Below are 21,834 nucleotides of genomic sequence, written 5' to 3' on the forward strand. Positions count from 1 at the left end.
CAAGGATGTCCTTGCGGACTATCTCTAATCTCTTTTTCTCTGTGGCGGTTCTTGAGGGTGCCGTCTGGTTGGCCCTGTTGTTGGGGTCGTGAGGCTGGTGGTCGGTGAAGATCCCCGGTGTGATGACGAAGGGTGGGGCCCTGGGGTTTGAGCACCGCTACTCAAGTTGCAGTTATTGGGATGCCCAAATCGAGGGAAAAGCCCGGTACAGTGGACCGTGGGAGCTCCTGCCCTTCGGCCAAGTCGCTTATCGCCACGCACTGCCCCCGCCCCTTGGGGCTGGGAACGACTGCTGGAACAGCAGGAGTTGGAGCACCGCAGGTGCGACTGAGGAGGCCGGAGGCCGGGTGGGGTGGGGGTTGTAGACATCAGTTGACAAGTAGAGACAGGGGAGGGGGGTCTCCCCCCTCCTCGTCAGCCCCTCCCCCTATGGCGATACCCCCTTGAAATCCGTGTCATAAGTTTGCGACTGGCAGAAGGTGCGATGGACCGAACGTCCGAAATTTGAATCCGTTTGGCCTCCCACACTTCCATCACCAACTTGACCCCCCCCTCATGAAAGAACCGCCCCCCGTGCATCTTCATTGCCCACGCCTGCGGCGAGGAACCCATGCTCGTATATGAGCCTCCCTCATCGGCCACCCCCCCGCCGAAGCCCGCTCTGGCTCACCTGCTCCCCCTCGATCGATCCCCTTAAATACCGTTATCAACGACATTCTTGTTAACGATAATTTCGGTGACATGATGATCACGCTCACACCTGATGAAGTCAGGGCCCGGTTCGGGCCGTTATTCTCGATGAAGTATCTCGCTATGGTCGATCAGAACGCCGGTCTCGCGGAGATCCGCGAGCAGTGCCGGGCCCGGGGGACCATCGAGTGGGATGCGGCGAACCGGGTGCGGGCGAAAGGCGCGGTCCAGTCCTGCCACGTCGAGGGCACGACGATGACGATGCTCGCCCGGCTGGGTGCATCCCCGGCGAATTTCGGGGCTGCCGGTAAGGAGATCGGCGGGCAGGCACTCGAGGGTGTCGAGGTTCTCGGGGACGACGTGGTGACGACGTGGTCCGGGATCGCCGGAGCGGGCGTCGGCGTCGCCGCCTGCCTGACACAGGCGCCGGGCGTGACCCGGGCCGAGTACCCGTCCGATGACGACCTTAAGATCGGCGGCGCCCGGGTCTGCCGGGTGCGGATCGTCTCCCCTCTCTACGAGAAGGTGACGATCGGGATCGACGACACCGACACCCGCGAGGAAGGCGCCACGTGGGTCCTCGCGCTCAAGTGCGCTGAGGCCTGCACAATCCCCGGGGTGGAGTACCTGGACATGCGCCTTGTGCAGTTGAACCCCGCCGTCCCGAAGAAGACGACCAACTGCGTTGGGTCCGCCCTGAACTTTGCCGTCCGCCCCGGAAAGGTGGAGACGCTCCTTGAGTACGTCCGCGACTTCGTCGAGTCGGAGGCCGTCAGCAACGATACCGGCATTGCCGTATATCGCGGGATCGCATTTGCCGAGGAGTCCCCCTACTTAAAGAGGGTCAAAACCGAGCTCCTGACGGTCGACGACGCAGAAGCGGAAGCTGCACGGATGGGCGTCCGGTTCATCGACTCAAACGCACGGAAAGGCCGTATCGGGGCGTTGGGGGCCGTTCTCTGGGGGAACAAGGGCGTTGAGGCGGCTGGTCTGTATGGAGAGACTCTCTGATCCTTACACGATACGGTATCCACAGATCGTGGCGGTGGCCGACGAGAGCGGAGAGCACGTAGAACTCATCGAGTTCTTCGACTGCATCGGCGGGGCGATGTGGGTGAAGCGCCACTACGCGCAGAGCCCGCTTGTCCGCTCTGTCCGGACCGTGGGCGCGACGAATCGCTACATCCTCCGGATCGGTGTCGCCGACCTCGCGCTCGAAGGTTCGGTCTTCCCCGCGGGGATTGCCGGCGTTGCCGTCGAAGGGGACATGATTGCCATCACCTACCGCGGCCTCGGCGGCGGCGGCGTGGGGGCATCCATCTGCCGCGCCACCGCTCGCGGCGTCGCCCACCAGAGAAGCGATCCGGCTGGCGGCGGGCGTCTTTCGGGCTCGACGATCTGGCTCCCCCGGCGCGAACGGGTGATCATCGGGGTCGACGACACCGATACCCCGGAGGAGGGTGCCACCTGGACGCTCGCCCACAACATCGCGCGCGCCGTTGAGGACGACTGTTCCCGCTATCTCTCCCATACCATCGTGCAGCTCTATCCTGTCCCCTACCGGACCAAGAACTGTGTCGCCATCGCCTGCGAGTTCGCCACGTCCGATCCCGCGGGGCTGGTCCGGCGCTACCACGACTACCTGAAGGAGTACACGCTCTCGGATGAGACCGGGATGGCGGTCTGGCAGGGATTCGATTCCGCCCCGCTTGAGGAGTTCGGCGAACGTGTGAAGCGGGGGGAGGTCTCGCCCACCGACCTTGCCGCTCTCGCCGACCGGCGGCTTTCCGTCGTCATGGACGGCCGTGGCGCGATCGGGGCGGTGGCGGCGATCCCGTTCGCCACACGGTATGAGGAGGCGCTGGCGTTATGGAATGGATTCGGTTAAAGGCCCGGCTGCTTGAGGCTGGTTCGGTCCGCATCTCCGGCGAGCCGGTAGACCGGTACGTATCCCGTTCGGCGGCCGGCCCTTCGGCGGGGGGGAAGTCCGGCTCGCTCTTCTTTTCCGCTGGTGGCCGGCGGGTCCGTCTCGGTATCGACGAGGCAAGTCTCATTGTGCTCTTCCACCGGGGAGGAGGCGAGGCGGTCCTCACCCTTGACGGAGAGGAGGTTTACGGTCGCCTTGAGCCTGCCGCGCTCCATTGCCCCTGCCAGGCCTACATCACGGTCAGCGGGGCGTGTATCTTCCACTGCCGCTACTGCCGGGTCCCGGGCCTCCCCGGGCGGCGCAAGGAGATCGCCGAGATCGTCGAGATGGTCGGGAGCGCGGTCGACCGGGTCGATGCCATAGCGATCACGAGCGGTGTCGCGTCTTCGATCGAGGAGGAAGAAGCCTACGTCCTCGAAGTCGTGGCGGCGCTTGCTCCGTTCGGCCTTCCGATCGGGGTCTCTATCTACCCCGGCCCCGAGACGCCGGCACGGCTCCACGCCCTCGGCGTCGTCGAGGTGAAGTTCAACATCGAGACGGCAACGGAGGCGCTTTTTTGTCAGATGTGCCCAGATCTTTCGTGGGATGGGGTCTGGGAGGCGTTACGATCCTCAGTGATGCTCTTTGGGCGGGATCGGGTCTTCTCCAACGTCATCGTCGGCCTCGGGGAGACCGATGAAGATCTGGAGCGGGTCATGGGTGATCTTGCCGCGATCGGGGTGATCCCGGTCCTCCGCCCGCTCACCCCGGCGGCATCTCTAGCCGGCCGGTCCCGCCCGTCCTCCGCCCGGCTGCTCTCGCTCTATGACACCCACGAGCGGATCCTCCGGCAGGCCGGGCTCAACCCCCGCCGGGCGCTGACGATGTGTTCGGCATGCACCGGGTGCGACCTCGTGCCGGGGAGGGACGGATGAAGGGCACGGAAGCGCTCGCCCTGGCGCTCCTCCGGTCTGCCGACCGCTGCTACGCCGTTCCCGGCTACCCGGTCTCGGAGCTCGCCGCCTCGGCCGGGGCCACGATCACCATCAACGAGAAGGTGGCAATCGAGTATGCCCTCGGCGACTCCCTCTCCGGGCGGCGGGCGACCGTGATCGTCAAGCACGTCGGCCTCAACGCCTGCGCGGACCCGCTGGTGCATGCGACCGCCCAGGGCCTCCGTGCAGGCGTCGTGGTGGTCGTCGGCGACGATATCCGTGCGGCAGGATCGGACGTCGTGCAGGACTCCCGCTACTACGGCGAGGTTGCCCGGGTGCCTGTTCTGGAACCCGACGGCGAGACACCCGGGCCGGCGGTCGAAGCGGCGTTCCAGGCTTCCGAGACCTTCTCCCGCGTGGCGCTCGTCAGGGTCACGCCCGACCTCCTGGATGCGGACGTGCCGGAACCCCCCGTAATCCGCACGGATCGGACGGGGGGCCTCGCAGACCCGGACCTCACGATGGCCGGACGGGCGCAGACGGCCGATCGGCGGACGGCGGCGATGTTTGCCTGGTCACGCTCCTCACCCCTCAATCGTTCTGCCGGTGGGGTGTTCCGGGCCGTCACCGTCTACCCGCCTCCTGCAGATCCGGACGTGCTCGCCCGGCTCCGCGAGACCGGCCGCCCGTTCCTATCGGAGCACCGGCTGCTCGCTCCACCTGAACCCGCCGGGGAGCCCGAACGGTTCTCATCCCGGGGCTTCTCGCGGACGTTCTGCCGGGGCTGCCCGTTCCACCCTGCCCTCGCCATCCTCTCCGGGCGCGGGATGCGGGCCGTCTGCGACGCAGGGTGCGCGATCCTTGCAATGAACCCACCCTACCGGGTCGGCATCGCCACCTACGGCCTCGGATCGTCGGTTGCCGTGGCGGCGACCGGCACGGGCGTCGCGCTCACCGGCGACTACGCGCTCCTGCACTCCGGGCTAAACGCCCTCATCGACGTCTACGAGCGCAAACTCCCGCTCCTCTGTATCGTTCTCGCGAACAACCGGATGGGGATGACCGGCGGTCACCCTGTCCCCAACGTCCTTCGCTACATCGCCTGGGCGGATCCGGTCGTCTGCGCTGCAGACGACACCGCGGCGCTCCGCCGGGTCCTCGTCCCCCCGGAGGGGGGACCCCGGACGGTGGTGATCGAAGGCGCCTGCCCTGAAGGTGCACGACATGAAACCGTGGCATATTGAGATCTGCGACGTAACGTTGCGGGATGGGGAGCAGACTCCCGGCGTCTCGTTTACTCGTGATGAGAAGATGGCGATCGCGGAATCGCTCGACGATATCGGCGTGGAGGTGATAGAGGCCGGCTTTCCGGTGGTCTCGGCGATAGAGAAGGAGTGCGTCGCCGCCATCGCACACAGCGGTCTAGATGCGCGCATCTGCTGCCTTGCACGGGCATTGCAGCCCGATATCGAGGTGGCCATCGACTGCGACGTTGATATGGTCAGCATCTTCATCGCGACCTCGGACCTCCACATCCGGCACAAGTACCGCAAGCCCCGTGAGGAGGTGCTCTATGACGCCCTCGGTATGGTGGAGTTTGCCGCCGATCACGGGGTTCAGGTACGGTTCGCTGCCGAAGACGCATCGCGAACCGATCCGACGTTCCTCGTGGATATGTACATCAAGGGTGTCGAATGCGGAGCCAATCTCGTCAGTTTCGCGGATACCGTCGGGTGCCTTACCCCGCTTGAGATTCATGCGGTCGTCTCGGAGATCCTCGGTGCGGCCCCCCTCCCCCTCTGCATCCACTGCCACAACGACCTCGGGTTTGCGGCGGCAAACACCATCACGGCCGCGGCTGCGGGGGCGTTCCAGCTCCACACCACCGTCAACGGCATCGGCGAGCGTGCCGGCAACGCCGCGCTCGAGCAGGTGCTCGTCGCCCTGCGGATGAAGGGCGGCGTCGACCGCTACGACCTCTCCCGCCTGCAGGAGACATCAAGGCTGGTTGCCCGGGCTTCAGGCGTGGCCCCGGAGCGCACCCGGCCGATCGTCGGCGAGAATGCCTTCGCCCACGAGAGCGGGATCCACATCGCCGCTATCCTTGAGGATCCCTCAACCTACGAGTACGTCCCTCCTGAACTTGTGGGCGGCGAGCGGCGGTTCGTCCTCGGGAAGCACACGGGGAAGCGGGCGCTTGAACACGTTGCAAAGGCCTACGGGTTCGCTCTCTCTGATGAGGAGGCGCGGTGGGTGCTCGAACAGGTCAAGCAGAAGAGCGAGGGCAAGTGCAGCGTCACCCCGGATGTGCTCTGCGGGTTCCTCAGGCAGGCAAAGGAGGGGATCTTCCTGTGAGCACACTCTCCGAGCGGATCCTCGGCGCACCGTCGGGGGCATACGTGGACCGCGAGGTCGATATCGCCTTTGCCCATGATGGGACCGGCGTCCTCGCCCGGGAGGCCCTCCGGGAGATGGGCGTGGAGAATCTCCCCCACCCCGAGCGCTTGCGCCTTGTCTTCGACCACATTGTCCCGGCAAACACCGGGACGACGGCGACGCTCCAGGCGGATCTCCGTGGGTATGCCCGGTCTTCGGGGATAGAACTCTCGGACGCCGGAGGCGGAATCTGCCACCAGGTGATGAGTGAAGGAGTCGTCCGGCCCGGCATGATCGTCGTCGGCGCCGACTCCCATACCTGCACCCTCGGTGCCTTCGGTGCGTTTGCCACCGGGGTGGGGGCGACCGATATGGCGGCGATCTGGGCTTCCGGGGGCACGTGGTTCCGGGTCCCGGAGACGATCGCGGTCAATCTCGCGGGGAGGCTCACCGGCGCCGCGGAGCCGAAGGACATCGCCCTTACCTATGTCTCGAAACTCGGGATGGAAGGAGCAACCTACCGGGCACTGGAGTTCATGGGCGACGGGGCGGCGGAAATCTCCATGGACGGGCGGCTGACCATCTCCAACATGGCGGTCGAGACGGGAGCAAAGGCCGGGATCTTTTACGCCGATGCGACCACTGTCCGTTACCTCACGGAGTACGGCCTTGCGGCATCCCCCCAGACCCCGGAGGACTGCCGTTATGAGCAGACGGTCGAGATCGATCTTGCCGATGTCGTGCCCCTCGTCGCGGTCCCGCACCGGGTGGACACCGTCCGCGAGGTGGAGGGCGTCGCGGGCACGCACCTCGATCAGGTCTTCGTCGGGACCTGCACGAACGGCCGCTACGAGGACCTCGCCCGGTTCGCCCGGATCATCCGGGGTAGAAAGGTGGCGGTCCGCACCCTGGTCGCCCCCGCGTCGCGCGCGGTGCTCGCCCGGGCGATCGCCACCGGCGTCCTCGCCGATATCGTGGATGCGGGATGCATGGTGGCGCCGCCCGGGTGCGGGCCGTGCCTCGGGGCACACGCCGGCGTGCTCGGCGAAGGCGAGGTCTGCCTCTCCACCGCCAACCGGAACTTCAAGAACCGGATGGGCGTTGGCGGCGAGATCTACCTCTCGTCGGTTGCCACCGCCGCCGCAAGCGCCATCGCAGGCGTAATCGCCGTGCCGGAGGGGGCGTAATGCAAGGCGTTGGGCCGGCGGTCTGCCTGGGGAATGATATCGATACCGACGTCATCATCGCGGGCCGTTACCTGCGGACGAAGGACCGCTCGGTCTGGGCGAAGCACGTCTTTGAGGACCTGGATCCCTCGCTCGCCGGCCGCATCCGGGGTGCGATCATCGTCGCCGGGAGGAATATGGGGTGCGGGTCGTCCCGGGAGCAGGCGGTGGTTGCCCTCCGGGAGGCCGGGGTGATCGGGGTCGTCGCCCCGTCGTTTGCCCGCATATTCTTCCGGAACGCCGTCAACGTCGGCCTCCCGGTCATCGAGGCCGAGGTGGCCTGCATCGACGGGGCTCGCGTCGTCTTCGACCTTGATAGCGGATGGGTGGAGGTTGATGGAGAGCGGCATCCCGCTCGCCCGCTCTCGGAGAAGATGGTCGCCATCCTCCGGGCCGGAGGGCTGGTCCCTTACTGGAGGTCGTCCCGATGATCTTCCCTCCCCACTGCAAGTATGTCGGGTCTGCGACCACCACCCCGTATGGCGAACAGGTTTATTTCCTCTCGCGCTACCTGGTCCGGGAGACCACCGGCGGGATGGAGGTGCTTGAGGTTGAGCCCGACCCGGACGGGACCGGGCTGATGCGCAGGGTGCTCTCCACCCGTGTGCTCGCCGCCGGCGATGAGGTCTCCCGCTACCCGGATCGAGTGAACGTCCACGACCGGACATTTCTGGTACGGGAAGCAATGCGGTCCGGGCACCGGTGCACCGTATTCACCGGCCACGGCGAGCAGACTACATTCGTGCTCGACCCGGACCTCTCGGAATTCCTCCGTATCCACGTTTACGACATCACCCCGCCCCGCCCCCATCTCTCGGCCACGCTTGCCGACCTGGAGCGAACCGGACTCTTCGGAGACCTCGAGGTCATCTTCGAGCACCATGTCCGGGATATCTGTGAGATCGATGCTGACATCTACCCCTGCCATGCGGCTGGTTTCAGCCGCACGCTCGACGCGGATCCGGTTCGTCCCGGAGACCGGGTCGCGGGCTGCCTGACGGCGAGAGATCTGGTGCGGGAATGTTGTGGCGACGGGGTGACGGTGGAGAACATCTGCCCGCTCGAGGTGGTGGCGGAGGAGCCGTTCATCGCCCGGTGCTGCCGGAGCGAGCGGGGGGGTATCGGGTACCGGAACGGTCTGTTCGGTGCGGTGGTCCACTGGGGCGCGTCGCCCCGGGATATCGCGCAGGCGGTCGTTGACGTCGTTGCCGCATGGAGGGGGCGGGATGGTGAAGGTAGCGGTCGTTGAGGGCGACGGCATCGGGCACGAGGTCGTGCCGATCGCCCGCGATATCCTCGCGGCCGTACGCCCGGACTTCGAGTTCTTCGACGTCGAGGTGGGGTATGGGCTCTGGGAGCGGACCGGGAGCGCCTGTGGGGAGGAGACGATGGCTGATCTCCGGTCTGCGGACGCCACTCTCTTTGGGGCCGTCACGACACCGCCTGACCCTGACTACCGGAGCGTTATGCTGCAGATCCGCCATGCCCTCGACCTTTACGCAAACGTCCGCCCAATACGGGACGAGGCAGTCGATATCATCATCGTGCGGGAAAACACCGAGGGGCTCTACTCCGGCATCGAGTGGACGGAGCCCGACCGGGCCTGCACCGTCCGGGTCGTCTCCCGGCGGGGGAGCGAGCGGATCGCCCGCTACGCCTGCACCCTCGCGAAGTCCCGCCGGCACCTCACTGTCGGCAACAAGGCGAACGTTTTAAAGTCGGACTGCCTCTTCGTCGAGGTCTGCCTGGCGGAGGCTGCCCGGGTGGGCGTTCCCTGCACGGCCCGCTACATCGACGCGCTCTGCCTCGATCTCCTGATGCACCCGGGCGGTTACGATGTGGTCGTGACCACCAATATGTTCGGGGACATCCTCTCCGACGCCGCCGCCTACCTGGTGGGGGGGCTGGGGATGCTGCCGAGCGCGAATATCGGAAAGCGTGCCGCCCTCTTTGAGCCCGTGCATGGGAGCGCCCCCGATATTGCAGGGCGGAATATCGCAAACCCCATCGCAGCGATACGGAGCGGAGCGATGCTGCTCTCTCACTTCGGCGACCCTGCATCGGCGGTTGCCGTGGAGGACGCAGTCTCGCGGGTGCTTCGTGCGGGCATCCGGACCCGCGATCTCGGCGGCAGCGCCGGCACCCGGGAGTTCGGGACGGCGGTGCTCCGCGAGGTCGAGCGAAGGAAGGCCTAAACGCTTCAGAGTCGAGAGTTACGTCATGGTGCTGGTGGGATGTCATGTCTCCATCGCCGGCTCGATCGACCTCGCGGTCGGGAGAGCCGGCGAGCGGGGTTGCGACACGTTTCAGATCTTCTCCCGGAACCCCCGGGGCTGGAAGGCGAAAGACCTTGATGCGGGCTCGGCCGATGCGTTCAGGGCGGCGATGCGTGCATCCGGGCTCGGCCCGGTCGTTGACCACATGCCCTATCTCCCGAACCCGGCTTCGCCCGACGACGAGATCTATGAGAAATCAGTCGCGTTGCTCGCCGCAGAACTCCGGCGGTGCGCCCTTCTTGGGATACCCTACCTCGTGACCCACCTCGGGCACCACCGCGGCATCGGGACCGAGGTGGGGCAGGCTCGGGTCATCACCGCCGTAAACCGGGCGCTCGTCGATGCCGGCACGGAGAGCGTGATGCTGCTCCTCGAGAATACCGCCGGAGAGAAGAACAGCGTGGGGACGACCGTCGCCGACCTCTTCCGGATCCTCGATGGGATCGAAGGGGAGGGGAGGGTCGGGATCTGTTTTGACACCTGCCACGCCTTCGCCGCCGGCTACGACCTCCGGACGGCGGAGGGTGTCGATGCGGTCTTTGGGGAACTGGATGACCGGATCGGCCTGTCCCATCTCCGGGTCATTCACCTCAACGACTGCAAGGGTGACCTCGGGGGCGGACTCGACCGGCACGAGCATATCGGGCTTGGGTCCATCGGGGAGGAGGGGTTCCGGCATATCCTCCACCACCCGGCAGTCCGGGATCTCCCGCTCATCTGCGAAACCCCGGTGGACGAGCGGCGAGACGATGCCGGGAATGTTGCGAAGGTCCGGGAGCTTGCCGGGACGTAATGTATCTGCAGGGTCGGGCCCAGGAAATATGTTCTCATTTTTATAAAAATATTCAATAGTCTCCCGACCAACCGGGAGGCGTAAGGGATATATAATTATAGTCCCATCATGCCCTTCACGAACCCTTTATCTGGCGGGACCCGGTGATGCTCCGGAACCCTGCATGACCTCAGTTTACACGCCGGCGGGTTGGGATGGGGTCTCAATCCAGCCTGCAGGTACCATCGTGTGAGACGAAAGGGGGCGTTCTCATCGTGGTGATCGAAGCATGGTTGGGCGTATAACGCTGATAGTATCCTATATTGTCGTTCTCGCCGGACTGCTGGCCCTCCCCGCTCTGGCGGTGGAGTCGGCTCCCGGGGAGATGGTAGTCTTCTGCACTGCCGGCGGGTCGCAGGAGCATCCGGATATAGACGGCGATATGGTCGTCTGGGAAGACGGCCGGAACGGGAACAGAGGTATCTACTCGTCGAGCGAGCCCGGTCCGGGTGCACGGATAACAGATGAGACCGCCTCGGAGGAGAGGCCGTCGATCTCGGGAGATTACATCGTCTGGCAGGAGAACCGGGACGGGAATTGGGATATCTACCTCTACCGGCGCTCAACGGGTGAAGAGACACAACTCACCACCGATCCGGGCAACCAGTGGCTCCCCATCGTCCGTGGGAACCGCGTCGCCTGGTACGACGACAGTAGTGGCAGGACGAACGTCGTCCTCTACGACATCACTGCAAAGGCCGTGAAGACCTCCATCGACGCTGACGCAAAGACGACGATTCCCTACGGGTCTACCGGGTTTGCGCCCGCCCTCTCGGATAGGTATCTCGGCTGGGTAAAGGGGGGAGACGACAGGATCTGGTACTACGAGATCGATACCGGCGAGACGGGTCCGGCGTCGCCGGGCGGGGGGCCCCAATCCTGGCCGTCGCTATCCGGCAGCCGGATCGCCTGGGAGGACTACCGAAACGGAGATCCGGATATCTACCTGGCCGATCTCGGTGATCCGTCCGGCGAAGTGGAACAGATCACCGACAATCCTGCCTGGCAGGTCTCCCCGGCGCTCAGCGAGGAGATCATCGTCTGGGAGGATACGCGGGACGGGGTATCGAATATCTACATCCGGGACTTCTCCCCGGGGGAGGCGGTGCAGATGCCTCTTGCCCCTTCCGATATCGAACAGCTCTACCCTGCCGTCAGCGGCAACCGGATCATCTGGCAGGAAGGTCGTGGTGGGAAATCAGACCTCTATCTCTTCACCTACGCCGGCGGAACGCCGCCGGTGGCGCAGTTTTCGACAAACACGACAGAGGGAATTGTGCCGCTCCCCGTCCGGTTCACCGATCGATCAACCGGTAACCCGGTATCGTGGGAGTGGAAGTTCGGCGACGGAGGTTCGTCGAAGGAGCGGAACCCGGTGTACACCTACGAGAGCCCGGGCGAGTATACGGTCTCGCTCACGGTGAGCAACCGGTTTGGGTCCGACACCGTCACGAAGGTCGACCCTGTCCGCGTCGAGTCGCCGGAGCTCCCGGCCGCTGATTTTTCTGCCGTGCCGGTATCGGGTGGTGCGCCTCTCGTCGTGAAGTTCACGGACGGATCGTCGAACAGTCCCACTGCCTGGTTCTGGGATTTCGGGGACGGTGCAACCTCGGACGAGCAGAACCCGTTTCACACCTACGCGGAAGCCGGCACCTACACCGTCAGCCTGACCGCCGACAACGCGGCAGGCAGCGCGAACGTCACGAAACACGACTACATTACCATTATCAAGCCTCCGTCAGCCTCGTTTGAGGTCGATGCCCGGAACGGGACCCCTCCACACACCGTCCGGTTTTCGGACACCTCAACCGGCGATATCAAAGCCCGGTCCTGGCGTTTCGGTGACGGCGGGTTCTCCTCTGACCGGAACCCGGAGCATACCTACACGGCTGCCGGGACCTATACTGTCTCGCTTGAAGTCGAGAACCCGGCCGGAAGCGATACAGAGACGAAGAGCGGCTACATCACCGTGATTGAGCGGCCGGTCGCGGCATTCACCGCGAGCGCGACGACCGGAGTCGCCCCGTTCGCGGTCAGGTTTACGGACGCCTCGACCGGGGCCCCGGCCTCCTGGTCCTGGAGTTTCGGGGACGGAGGGGTCTCTGCCGACCGGAACCCCGTACACACCTACGAGAGTCCCGGGACCTATACCGTCTCCCTGACCGTCGAAAACGGTGCCGGAGAGAGTACGACGGCCCGGGCCGGGTACATAACAATCCTTGAACCTCTGGCCGCCGGGTTTGAGGCGAGCCCGACGGTGGGTAGTGCGCCGCTTTCCGTCCGGTTTACCGACCTCTCTCTCGGCCGTGTTGAATCGTGGAAGTGGGAGTTCGGCGACGGCAGCTCATCGAGCGAGCAGAACCCGACCCATATCTATCAGGGCGCAGGTACCTACACCGTGAGACTCACCGTCGCGAACGAACTCCAGAGCGATACCCGGGAGATGACGGGCTACATTGCGGTCACCGCATCGCCGGCGGCCGAGTTTTCCGCGAACGTGACCCGCGGCAGGGTTCCGCTTGCGGTCTGGTTTACGGATGCGTCGGCAGGAGGGCCGATCTCGTGGTCGTGGGCCTTTGGTGACGGCGGGTCGTCCACCGGGAGGAGCCCCGTTCACGTGTATCCGGTGCCCGGGACCTATACCGTCTCCCTGACCGTCGAAAACGATGCGGGGAAGAACACCACGGTCCGCACCGGCTACATCACAATTCTGGAGCCGCTCGCTGCCGGGTTCACCGCCAACGTGACCGTCGGGGCCACCCCGCTCGCCGTCAGGTTTGCGGATGCGTCGGTGGGGAAACCTGTGTCGTGGTCCTGGGACTTCGGTGACAACAGGACCTCTACCGTACCGGACCCGGTTCACGTATTCGAACTACCCGGGACCTATACCGTCAGCCTGACCATCTCCGACGGCAGCGACCGCTCCACGAAGACCGTGCAGGTTCGGGCCTTCGGTTCGCCGGCCGCAGGGTTCAGTGCCGCGCCCCTCAACGGGACAGCCCCCCTCATGGTTGCGTTTACCGACGCTTCCACCGGAGAACCCTCCTCCTGGCTCTGGAATTTCGGCGACGGGAAGACCTCGACTGAACGCCATCCCTCGCACACCTACACCGCCGTCGGGAACTATTCCGTCAACCTGACGGCAGGAAACGTCGCCGGGAAGAATACTGCGATGAAGACCGCATACATAACGGTCCGCCCCGCCCCGGCAACCCCTACTCCGACGCAGACGTCGAGTGGCGGTGGCGGTGGCGGCGGAGGGGGAGGAGGCGGTGGCGGCGGCTTGATGAGCCCGGTCTGGAACATCCCGACCCCCGCCCCGACCCCAACCGCGAGCATGACGCCGACCACCGCCCCGGAAGGGGCTCTTCCCGGTCGGCTCCCTCTCGGGGGGACCGGTCTCGTGGAAGAGATCGTCAGGATCGGTTCGCCCGACGGCACTGCGAGCCTCACCGTTGCGGAGGGTGTCAGGGCCGTTGATGCCGCCGGGGCCCCGCTTCATGCGGTGACCCTCGAAGCGCTCGATCCGGCCGACATGCCAGCGGTGCCCGCCGCGGGAGCATATGCGTTTGCCGGGTACGCCTGCACCCTCGGGCCGGAGGGTGCCGTCTTCTCACCGCCGGTGGCCCTGACGTTCAACCTCACGGAAGAACAGTGGGATGCCGTCTGCAACGGCAGCGAGCAGACTGGGCTCCTGGTGCAGTGGTACAACCGGTCGGCGGACGCCTGGGAGGGTATCCCCACCACCGTCTACCCGGAGAGCCGGAGCGTCACGGCGGAAGTCTCGCACTTCAGCCCGTATGCACTCTTTGTCGAGGTATCCGGGAGCGGCGCGGCACAGGTGGTCGCGGACGGCGCTCAACCGCAGCCGGAGGCCGGGCAGGATCTCCCGTATGCGTCCCTCGTCCCCGGTCTGCTTGCCCTCATCCTCGTGGGGGTGGGAGCGTTCCTCTATTTCCGGAAGGAAAACCCCTGAAATAATATTTGTGATAAAAAGGGTGGGTGCGAGGTAGGGATTACCTTCGCCGCTTCCTTCCCGCTACAAGGAGAAGGAGGAGTGCCGCCCCGGCCCCGATCGCACCGAACCCCGGTGCTGTCGGAGTGGCTTCGGCCGTTGTCTCCTCAAGACCGGCAAGCCAGGCGGCGCTGGTATCGGGTGAGAGGAACCGGATGCCCGCAAGGGTGTAACCGCCGGGAGCGCCGGTGGCCGCGTAGACTCCGGTTTCAGGGAACGTTGTGTTCCACCGGATTGTCCCGTCCGGGTCGGTCCCGAGGACGAACCCCTCTCCGCTCCTGATATCCGTGCCTGCAACTATATACCCCCCGGAAGGCCGCAGGACAACGCTGTATCCGGTGAGGCCCTCCATGTTCTTGAGCCAGACCTCCTCCCCCTGTGCGTCGACGAGGCCGTACCAGTAGTTTCCTGAGTAGACGAATCCGCCCTCATCGGTCTCTTCGATGTCCATGATGACCGGCGCCGCATAATTCTTCCTCCAGAGCGTGTTGCCGTCGACATCGAGACGAATGAGGAAGGCGTCCCCGATGTCGTTATTGAAGGGCGACGTCGTACCCCCGAGGATGTATCCGCCGTCGGCGGTCACGAGCCCCGCGTTCGCGGAGGCACCGGGGAACGTCCGGCTCCAGACGGGCGCACCGTTGCCGTCGGTCTTCGTGACGATCGCCGTGGTATTATCCATCGATTCCGATGGGCTCCAGAGCCACCCGAAGGCGACGTATCCGCCGTCAGCGGTCTCTGCGACGGTTGAGACCTTCATATTCGGCAGGACCTGCCGCCACGCCTCCGCCCCGGCGGCGTCGGTCCTGATCAGGACCGAAGAGCCGCTGTAGATGGAGTTCTCGTCCACCACGGTTCTCGATACATTGTAACTTCCGATGATATACCCCCCATCGGAGGTCTCTGCAACGGAAGCCGGCGCCAGGTCGGGGAATCTCCCGGTCCACACCTCGTTCCCCACGCCGTCGGTCTTTACGAGCAGCAGGCCTTCTGTGCCCCCGTAGACCTCCGTAAGGGCGGAGCCGAGAGCGATATAGCCACCGTCCGCGGTCGATGCAACGGCATCGAACTTATTGTTGTTCTCCGGCGAAAACGTCACATTCCAGGCGATCGTCTCTGCGGTCTCTGCTGCAGAGACAGTCACGATCGCCAGCACTGCCGTGATGAGCAGCGCCACTACAATCGTCCTGAAGTGTCGGAAATATCGGTAGATTTTCGTCATGGAATCGATCATTGATGCGGTCCGGCACGCAAAAAACGTAGTGGTCCATCTTCCCGGCGGTGCCGGCAATCCATTAATGAACGTGAACTTCCATATAGTTTGAGCACGTGTTGGCAATATTTGACGGAACCTGGGTACGCCTCGGCGGCGAAGGACGCACGCTCTACGAGCAGGGCGGCTACGGGAGGCTGGAAGGAACCGGGCTTCGCCTCTCCCCCGAAGAGGCGCTCTATCTCATGGAACGAAACAAGATCGACGTGAAGGATTTTGGTTTTGATGCCCTGCTCGGCCTCTTCGCCGGTCAGCCGAACTTCGTCCGCCGGTATCTCGTCTACCGCGACATCCGTGAGCGGGGATACGTGGTTCAGCCCGGCCCACAGGATTTCCGTGTCTTCCGTCGCGGCCACAAGCCCGGGGTCGGCAAGTCCCAGTACCTGATCCGGGTTCTTTCCGAGCGAGACCTGGTCGACTTCGACCGGCTGAGCCAGGACGTGCTCACCGCGGTCAACATGCGTAAACAGTACCTTCTCGCGGTCGTGGACGATGAGGACGAACTGACCTACTATGAGGTGCGGGTGCAGGACCTCCCCGGGGTCGGGGAGCCGGCCGGGTGCGCAACACCGGTGGAGGCATCCCTCTTTGGGACCTACGCGCTGGCTCACCTGCCGCCGGGAACCCCGCTTGAGGAGGATTGGTACGGTAAACGGCTTGATACCGAGCGGCTGCTCCTTCGCCCGGTCGAGTCGATCTTTCTCATGCGCCGCCGGTGCCTCTCGATCACGCGGGACGGAGAACCGATGACCGCAGAGCAGTTCCTCGGCGCGGTGGCGGAGAAGGACGTCGAGATCCGGGAGAAAGAACGGGTCTTCTCTGATCTCAGGGAGAAAGGCTACATCCCGAGAACCGGATACAAGTTTGGGCATCATTTCCGTGTCTACTCCGGGAAGAAGACCCACTCCGAGATGCTCGTCCACGCCGTCCCGTCCGGAACCACCACGCCGATGAGCGGCGTCTCCCGCTCGGTCAGGCTTGCTCACAGCGTCAAAAAGAAGATGTTGTTTGCCTGCATATACAATACCGATATTAAATATGTCGAATTCGCCCGAATAAAATTGTGAGCGTCAGGCCATGCAGTCCGAAATGAATCCGTGGTCGAGTAACCAGACCGTCGATGTAGATCGACTCTTTGCCGAGTTCGGCATCGAGCCTATCGGTGAGGTCGCGCGAAGACTTCCCGAGGTACCGTCATTTATGCGCAGGGGTGTCGTCGTCGGGCACCGGGACTACCAGCTGGTCGTCGACGCCATCCGGAATCGCACCCCGTTTCACGTGCTGACCGGGTTCATGCCCTCAGGCCTCCCGCACCTCGGGCACCTGATGGTCATGAAGGAGGTGGTCTGGCACGTCCAGCAGGGCGGGAACGGTTATGTCGCCATCGCCGACCGAGAGGCGCACGCAGTTCGCGGCATCTCGTGGGAGAAGTGCCGCGAGTTCGGGAAGGAATACCTCAAAGCCCTCTATGCCCTTGGGTTTGAGGGAACGACCTACTACCAGAGCCGGAACGAGCGTTTGAAAGACCTGGCGTTCGAGGCGTCCACGAAGGTGAACTTCTCGGACCTTGCGGCGATATATGGGTTTGGACCCGAGACCTCGCTCTCCCATGCCATGAGTGTCGCCACCCAGGTGGCCGACATCCTCTTCCCGCAGCTTGACGCGAGCCCTGCTCCGACGGTCGTCCCGGTCGGCCTCGACCAGGACCCGCATATCCGGCTCACCCGGGACGTGGCCTACAAACTGAGAATGTTCACGGTCGAGGACCGCGGCGACCACATCAGCGTCCGGTCGAAGAATGCCCCCGAAGCGGCCCTCGAAGCCGTACACCGTGCATTCTCGCGGTCAAAGAAATATGCGGGCCACGTGGACGTCACCGGTCACCCGATGGACCGTGTGGAAGGCGCTGTCCGGGAGATCGAGATAGCCAACGGGGGGTTCGGGTTCTATCTGCCCTCGTCGACCTACCACATCTTCATGCCCGGGCTCCAGGGCGGGAAGATGTCGAGCAGCGTGTCCGACAGTTCCTTTGGGTTCTACGAGTCCGACAAGTCGGTCAAGAAGAAGGTTATGGGGGCGCTGACCGGTGGGCGGATGACGCTCGAGGAGCAGCGGCGTCTTGGCGGCGAGCCCGATGTCTGCTCGGTCTATCTCTTAAACCTCTTTCACATGCTCGAGGACGACGTTGAACTCGCCGACCTTCGGCGGCGGTGCGAGAGCGGCGAGCTCACCTGCGGGCAGTGCAAGAAAGAGACGTATGAGCGCGTGCAGGCGTTTCTCTCGGAGTTGCGGGATAAGATGGATGCAGTCGAACACCTTGCAGAGGAGGTGTGATGAGTGGAACTGACGTTAAACGAGAAGAGACTCCTGGTTGTTCTGGGGGCGATGGGATCGGCCGACGCGGCCACCCTTGCGGAGAAGATGGATACCCGCCGGGAGGCGGTGGTGCAGTACGCGAACCTTGCCGGGGAACGGGGGCTCGTGGACGTAGAGAAGCGCGTCTCCCGGCGGTATATCCCGACCGAGGAGGGGCGGGCTTACGTCGGAAAAGGACTCCCAGAACGGCAGGTGCTCGAGAGTTTTGAGGAGTCAATCCCGATGCGGGACCTCCAGGCGCATCCGCTCGCAAAGATCGCCATCGGCTGGATGCGCAAGAAGGGCTGGATCGCCATCAGGGACGGGGTCGTTCAGAAGTCCGGCAACACCGCTCCGGGGCCCGACGAAGCCGCGTTCGCCAGGATAGCCGAAAGCGGCGAGATCGCCGACGGCGAAGGTGTCGCCGATCTCGCGAAGCGCGGGCTCGTCGAGGAGGAGGAGACCGTCGCCTACACCGTCTCGATCACGCCCCGTGGCCGCGAACTTCTCGCCGAAGGGCTCGACCTGCAGGAAGAGGCGGGCACGCTCACCCGCGAGCAGATCCTCTCCGGTGAGTGGAAGAGCCTCCCGCTCCGGCGCTACGATGTTACGAAACTCCCGAAGCGCGCCTATCCCGGGAAGGCACATCCCTACCAGCGCATTATCGACGAGATGCGCCGTGTCCTCTTCGACATGGGCTTTGAGGAGATGGCGGGCGGGATTGTCCAGAGTTCGTTCTGGAACTTCGACGCCCTCTTCCAGCCGCAGGACCACCCGGCACGGGAGATGCAGGACACCTTCTTCCTCGGCGAGCGCTGGCCGCTCCCCAGGGGTTACGAGCGCGTCCGCGAGATGCACGAGCACGGCGGCGAGACTTCCTCGACCGGGTGGGGAGGCACCTGGAGCGCCGCGAAGGCGCAGCAGTGCGTGCTCCGGACCCATACAACGAGCCTCTCGATCCAGCACCTCGCCGCGCATCCCACTCCCCCGGTGAAGGCGTTCTGCATCGGCCGTGTCTACCGGCGGGAGGCGATCGACCCCACCCACCTTGCGGAGTTCGAGCAACTCGAGGGGATCGTCATGGACGAAGACGTCAACTTCCGCCATCTTCTCGGGTTCTTGAAGGAGTTCTACGCCAAGATGGGCTTTGAGAAGGTCCGGTTCCGTCCCGGCTACTTCCCCTACACCGAACCCTCCGTGGAGCCCGAGGTCTACGTCGACGGCCTCGGCTGGGTGGAACTCGGCGGAGCGGGCATTTTCCGGCAGGAGGTGACCGCGCCCTTCGGGATCGAGCACCCGGTGCTCGCGTGGGGTCTCGGGATCAGCCGCGTGGCGATGCTCCGGCTCGGGCTGCGGGATCTCCGGCAGCTCTACAGGAGCGACGTCGAGTGGGTCCGCGAGACGCCCACTTACGGCGGGAGGCGGTGAGATGGCAATAATCACGTTACCCTACCGATACCTGGAACGACTGGCCGGGACCGACCGGCAGACAGTCATCGACCGCGTTCCGATGATCGGAGCCGATGTCGAGCGGATCGAGGTAGACCACGTGGACGTCGAGTTCTTCCCGAACCGGCCGGACCTCTACTCGCCCGAGGGCGTCGCCCGGGCGATGCGCGGCTTCCTCGGGATCGAGGAGGGGCTTCCGGCCTACACCGTCCGCCCCTCCGGCATCACCTTCTCGGTCGACCCGGGGCTTGCTGATATCCGGCCCTACCTGGGCTCGGCCGTGATCCGGAACGTCAATCTCGACGAGGAATCTATCCAGAGCCTGATGAGCCTCCAGGAAGCCCTCCACTGGGCGGTCGGGCGCGGGCGCGGCAAGGTGGCGATCGGCGTCCACGACCTCGACACGGTCACGTCGCCCTTCCGCTACATCGCCTCGCCACGGAGTCGTGCCTTCGTCCCGCTCGACTTCGAGCGGGAGATGACGATGGAAGAGATCCTCACCGACCACCCGAAGGGCCGGGACTACGCCCACCTGGTGGAGAACTTCCATACGTTCCCGCTGATCGTCGATGCCGAGAACCGGGTGCTTTCTTTCCCGCCGATCATCAACGGCGAGCTGACGAGGGTCACGGCGGCGACGAAGAACATCCTGCTCGATTGCACCGGCACCGACAGAAAGGCGGTGATAACAGCGGTAAACATCATCTGCACGGCGCTCGCCGAGGCCGGGGCGACAATTGAGAGTGTCACCGTCGAAGGGGATGAGATGCCCACGCTTGCCCCTGTGGAACGGGTGGTCTCGGTCGGGGAGTGCTCCCGCCTCCTCGGCCTCTCCCTCACGCCGCAGGAGATGGCGCGGCTCCTTCGCCGGATGCGATTTGGGGCCGAGCCCGACGGCGCCTCACGGGTCCGGGTCCTCGTTCCCTGTTACCGCTCGGACATCCTCCACGACTGGGATATCTTCGAGGACGTGGCGATAGCTCACGGCATCGAGAACTTCGATGCCGTCCTCCCGGCGACCTCCACCGTTGCACAGGAGCACCCGGTCACTGCGATCGGGAGGGCGGTCCGGTCGGTGATGACCGGCCTCGGGCACCTCGAGGTGATCCCGTTCACTCTCACGAACGATCGGGTGCTCTACGCGAACATGCAGCGGGAGCCCTCTCCTGGAACCTTGCGGGTGCTCCACCCGATCAGCGAGGAGCAGACGGTGGTCCGGACCGACCTCCTTCCCCTGCTGATGGAGATGCTCCAGGCAAACAAGCATCGCGAACTCCCGCAGCGGCTCTTTACGGTGGGCGACGTGGTCGTGGACTGCATCACCTCCCAGAAAGCGGCGGCGGTCAGCATCCACCCGGCGGCCGACTTCTCGGAGGCGTATGCGGCGGCGGATGTCCTCTGCCGGGAGCTCTCGCTGCTCTATACGGTCCGGGAATCGGCGGATCCGGCATTTATCGACGGCCGCCGTGGGGATATCATCGTCGATGGAAGAGTTGTGGGGGTGTTCGGGGAGATCCACCCGGCCGTCCTGACGGCGTTCGACCTCGAGCACCCGGTCGCGGCGTTTGCGCTCGACCTTAGAGCCGTACCGGGATACCCCGTCCAGCCAGGTACTCCTTGACCTGGCGGACGGTGAACTCACCGTAGTGGAAGACGCTTGCCGCGAGGCAGGCGTCGGCCTTCCCTTTTGTAAACCCGTCGTAGAAGTGCTCGAGCGTGCCCACGCCGCCGCTTGCGACCACCGGGATACCGACCGCCCCCGAGATCGCTCTGGTGATCGGGATGTCGAACCCTTCCTTCGTCCCGTCGGTCTCCATGCTGGTGAGCAGGATCTCGCCGGCTCCACGCTCTTCGGCATCTTTCGCCCAGGCAACGGCGTCAAGCCCCGTCCCCCGGCTCCCGCCGTGGGTCACGACTTCATACCAGCACTCCCGGCCGTCGGCAAGGGCAACAGGGGTCAATCCCTGCTCCATGTCGTAGTTTCGCCGGACATCGACGGCGACGACGATGCACTGGGTGCCGAACCGTTCTGCGCCCCGCGAGATCAGTTCCGGGTCCTGGACTGCGCTTGAATTGATGCTCACTTTATCCGCTCCCGCCCGGAGGATCTGTTTCATGTCGTCGATCGTCCGGATGCCGCCGCCGACGGTGAGCGGGAGGAAGAGTTCGTCCGCCGCCCGCCGGATCACGTCGATGATGGTGCCCCGGTTCTCCCTGGTGGCGGTGATATCGAGGAACACCACCTCATCCGCACCCTGCTCGTTGTAACGCTGGGCGAGCTCCACGGGATCGCCCGCATCGCGCAGGCCGATGAAGTGCGTACCCTTGACTACCCGCCCGTCCTTGAGGTCGAGGCAGGGGATGATCCGCTTTGTCAGAACCATGAGTAGTGGTTTTGAGCGGGAGGTGATGAGGGTATCTCAGGTCCCCGGCCCCGGTGGGGCGTCGTTCCTGGCGGAGCGTCGCAACTCGCACCTGGCGGTGCTCGACCTCCGTTCCTG

General features: G+C 64.8%; 17 protein-coding genes. 15 read left to right on the forward strand and 2 right to left on the reverse strand.

The annotated features are described in order from the left end of the window. Window positions 1–744 precede the first annotated feature (744 nt). The 11 genes from PLN84_RS00005 to PLN84_RS00055 all read left to right on the forward strand — a co-directional run bounded on the left by PLN84_RS00005 (window position 745) and on the right by PLN84_RS00055 (window position 14,217). Entirely contained in the window at window positions 745–1,701 is a 957-nt protein-coding gene (locus tag PLN84_RS00005) for a tRNA(Ile2) 2-agmatinylcytidine synthetase (protein WP_292384337.1), read from the forward strand. Beyond that, on the forward strand, window positions 1,685–2,578 hold the full coding sequence (gene mmp11, locus PLN84_RS00010) for a methanogenesis marker protein 11 (RefSeq protein WP_292384335.1): 894 nt from the start codon (window positions 1,685–1,687) through the stop codon (window positions 2,576–2,578). Before PLN84_RS00005 ends, mmp11 begins: the two co-directional genes overlap by 17 nt. Further along, window positions 2,560–3,531 (forward strand): radical SAM protein, encoded by a 972-nt coding sequence (locus PLN84_RS00015; RefSeq protein ID WP_292384334.1) that lies wholly within the window; start codon window positions 2,560–2,562, stop codon window positions 3,529–3,531. The genes mmp11 and PLN84_RS00015 overlap by 19 nt, the downstream gene beginning before the upstream one ends. Then, window positions 3,528–4,775 carry a thiamine pyrophosphate-dependent enzyme gene (locus tag PLN84_RS00020; RefSeq protein ID WP_292384332.1) on the forward strand — a complete coding sequence of 416 codons (1,248 nt, stop codon included), beginning with the start codon at window positions 3,528–3,530 and terminating at the stop codon, window positions 4,773–4,775. The genes PLN84_RS00015 and PLN84_RS00020 overlap by 4 nt, the downstream gene beginning before the upstream one ends. Beyond that, on the forward strand, window positions 4,756–5,886 hold the full coding sequence (locus tag PLN84_RS00025; protein ID WP_292384330.1) for a homocitrate synthase family protein: 1,131 nt from the start codon (window positions 4,756–4,758) through the stop codon (window positions 5,884–5,886). The genes PLN84_RS00020 and PLN84_RS00025 overlap by 20 nt, the downstream gene beginning before the upstream one ends. After that, on the forward strand, window positions 5,883–7,094 hold the full coding sequence (locus PLN84_RS00030) for an aconitase/3-isopropylmalate dehydratase large subunit family protein (RefSeq protein WP_292384328.1): 1,212 nt from the start codon (window positions 5,883–5,885) through the stop codon (window positions 7,092–7,094). Before PLN84_RS00025 ends, PLN84_RS00030 begins: the two co-directional genes overlap by 4 nt. Beyond that, complete coding sequence (locus PLN84_RS00035; protein ID WP_292384327.1) at window positions 7,094–7,564, forward strand: 3-isopropylmalate dehydratase; 471 nt, start codon at window positions 7,094–7,096, stop codon at window positions 7,562–7,564. Before PLN84_RS00030 ends, PLN84_RS00035 begins: the two co-directional genes overlap by 1 nt. Further along, window positions 7,561–8,382, forward strand: a complete 822-nt coding sequence (locus PLN84_RS00040) for a hypothetical protein (protein WP_292384326.1) — start codon at window positions 7,561–7,563, stop codon at window positions 8,380–8,382. The genes PLN84_RS00035 and PLN84_RS00040 overlap by 4 nt, the downstream gene beginning before the upstream one ends. Next, a complete protein-coding gene (locus PLN84_RS00045) occupies window positions 8,360–9,328 on the forward strand; it encodes an isocitrate/isopropylmalate dehydrogenase family protein (RefSeq protein ID WP_292384324.1) in 969 nt (322 codons plus the stop codon). Before PLN84_RS00040 ends, PLN84_RS00045 begins: the two co-directional genes overlap by 23 nt. A 25-nt stretch (window positions 9,329–9,353) precedes the next feature. Then, on the forward strand, window positions 9,354–10,202 hold the full coding sequence (locus PLN84_RS00050) for a deoxyribonuclease IV (protein WP_292384322.1): 849 nt from the start codon (window positions 9,354–9,356) through the stop codon (window positions 10,200–10,202). Between the two features lie 268 nt (window positions 10,203–10,470). After that, window positions 10,471–14,217 carry a PKD domain-containing protein gene (locus PLN84_RS00055; protein WP_292384320.1) on the forward strand — a complete coding sequence of 1,249 codons (3,747 nt, stop codon included), beginning with the start codon at window positions 10,471–10,473 and terminating at the stop codon, window positions 14,215–14,217. A 40-nt stretch (window positions 14,218–14,257) separates the two neighbouring features. Here PLN84_RS00055 and PLN84_RS00060 read toward each other — a convergent pair whose 3' ends face one another. Continuing rightward, window positions 14,258–15,478 (reverse strand): hypothetical protein, encoded by a 1,221-nt coding sequence (locus tag PLN84_RS00060; protein ID WP_292384318.1) that lies wholly within the window; start codon window positions 15,476–15,478, stop codon window positions 14,258–14,260. Between the two features lie 107 nt (window positions 15,479–15,585). On the opposite strand from PLN84_RS00060, the gene endA reads away from it, so the two are divergent. The 4 genes from endA to pheT are packed head-to-tail and all read left to right on the forward strand — an operon-like array spanning window position 15,586 to window position 20,954. After that, on the forward strand, window positions 15,586–16,596 hold the full coding sequence (endA, locus tag PLN84_RS00065) for a tRNA-intron lyase (RefSeq protein WP_292384316.1): 1,011 nt from the start codon (window positions 15,586–15,588) through the stop codon (window positions 16,594–16,596). A gap of 10 nt (window positions 16,597–16,606) precedes the next feature. Continuing rightward, on the forward strand, window positions 16,607–17,863 hold the full coding sequence (locus PLN84_RS00070; protein ID WP_292384314.1) for a tryptophan--tRNA ligase: 1,257 nt from the start codon (window positions 16,607–16,609) through the stop codon (window positions 17,861–17,863). Between the two features lie 3 nt (window positions 17,864–17,866). Beyond that, window positions 17,867–19,312, forward strand: a complete 1,446-nt coding sequence (locus PLN84_RS00075) for a phenylalanine--tRNA ligase subunit alpha (RefSeq protein WP_292384312.1) — start codon at window positions 17,867–17,869, stop codon at window positions 19,310–19,312. Window position 19,313: 1 nt separating this feature from the next. Next, window positions 19,314–20,954 (forward strand): phenylalanine--tRNA ligase subunit beta, encoded by a 1,641-nt coding sequence (gene pheT / locus PLN84_RS00080; RefSeq protein ID WP_292384311.1) that lies wholly within the window; start codon window positions 19,314–19,316, stop codon window positions 20,952–20,954. Here pheT and hisF read toward each other — a convergent pair. Further along, window positions 20,911–21,717 carry an imidazole glycerol phosphate synthase subunit HisF gene (hisF, locus tag PLN84_RS00085; RefSeq protein ID WP_292384309.1) on the reverse strand — a complete coding sequence of 269 codons (807 nt, stop codon included), beginning with the start codon at window positions 21,715–21,717 and terminating at the stop codon, window positions 20,911–20,913. The two genes, pheT and hisF, sit on opposite strands and share 44 nt — an antisense overlap. Window positions 21,718–21,834: the final 117 nt, after the last annotated feature.

Source organism: Methanoculleus sp. (genome assembly GCF_035363275.1).
In the GTDB taxonomy this organism is placed as follows: domain Archaea; phylum Halobacteriota; class Methanomicrobia; order Methanomicrobiales; family Methanoculleaceae; genus Methanoculleus.

Bases quoted from the DNA above. Each gene is read 5' to 3' on its own strand.
- PLN84_RS00005 (WP_292384337.1), top strand. From the start codon at position 745: ATGATCACGCTCACACCTGATGAAGTCAGGGCCCGGTTCGGGCCGTTA.
- mmp11 (WP_292384335.1), top strand. From the start codon at position 1,685: ATGGAGAGACTCTCTGATCCTTACACGATACGGTATCCACAGATCGTG.
- PLN84_RS00015 (WP_292384334.1), top strand. From the start codon at position 2,560: ATGGAATGGATTCGGTTAAAGGCCCGGCTGCTTGAGGCTGGTTCGGTC.
- PLN84_RS00020 (WP_292384332.1), top strand. From the start codon at position 3,528: ATGAAGGGCACGGAAGCGCTCGCCCTGGCGCTCCTCCGGTCTGCCGAC.
- PLN84_RS00025 (WP_292384330.1), top strand. From the start codon at position 4,756: ATGAAACCGTGGCATATTGAGATCTGCGACGTAACGTTGCGGGATGGG.
- PLN84_RS00035 (WP_292384327.1), top strand. From the start codon at position 7,094: ATGCAAGGCGTTGGGCCGGCGGTCTGCCTGGGGAATGATATCGATACC.
- PLN84_RS00040 (WP_292384326.1), top strand. From the start codon at position 7,561: ATGATCTTCCCTCCCCACTGCAAGTATGTCGGGTCTGCGACCACCACC.
- PLN84_RS00045 (WP_292384324.1), top strand. From the start codon at position 8,360: ATGGTGAAGGTAGCGGTCGTTGAGGGCGACGGCATCGGGCACGAGGTC.
- PLN84_RS00050 (WP_292384322.1), top strand. From the start codon at position 9,354: ATGGTGCTGGTGGGATGTCATGTCTCCATCGCCGGCTCGATCGACCTC.
- PLN84_RS00055 (WP_292384320.1), top strand. From the start codon at position 10,471: ATGGTTGGGCGTATAACGCTGATAGTATCCTATATTGTCGTTCTCGCC.
- PLN84_RS00060 (WP_292384318.1), bottom strand. From the start codon at position 15,478: ATGACGAAAATCTACCGATATTTCCGACACTTCAGGACGATTGTAGTG.
- PLN84_RS00070 (WP_292384314.1), top strand. From the start codon at position 16,607: ATGCAGTCCGAAATGAATCCGTGGTCGAGTAACCAGACCGTCGATGTA.
- pheT (WP_292384311.1), top strand. From the start codon at position 19,314: ATGGCAATAATCACGTTACCCTACCGATACCTGGAACGACTGGCCGGG.
- hisF (WP_292384309.1), bottom strand. From the start codon at position 21,717: ATGGTTCTGACAAAGCGGATCATCCCCTGCCTCGACCTCAAGGACGGG.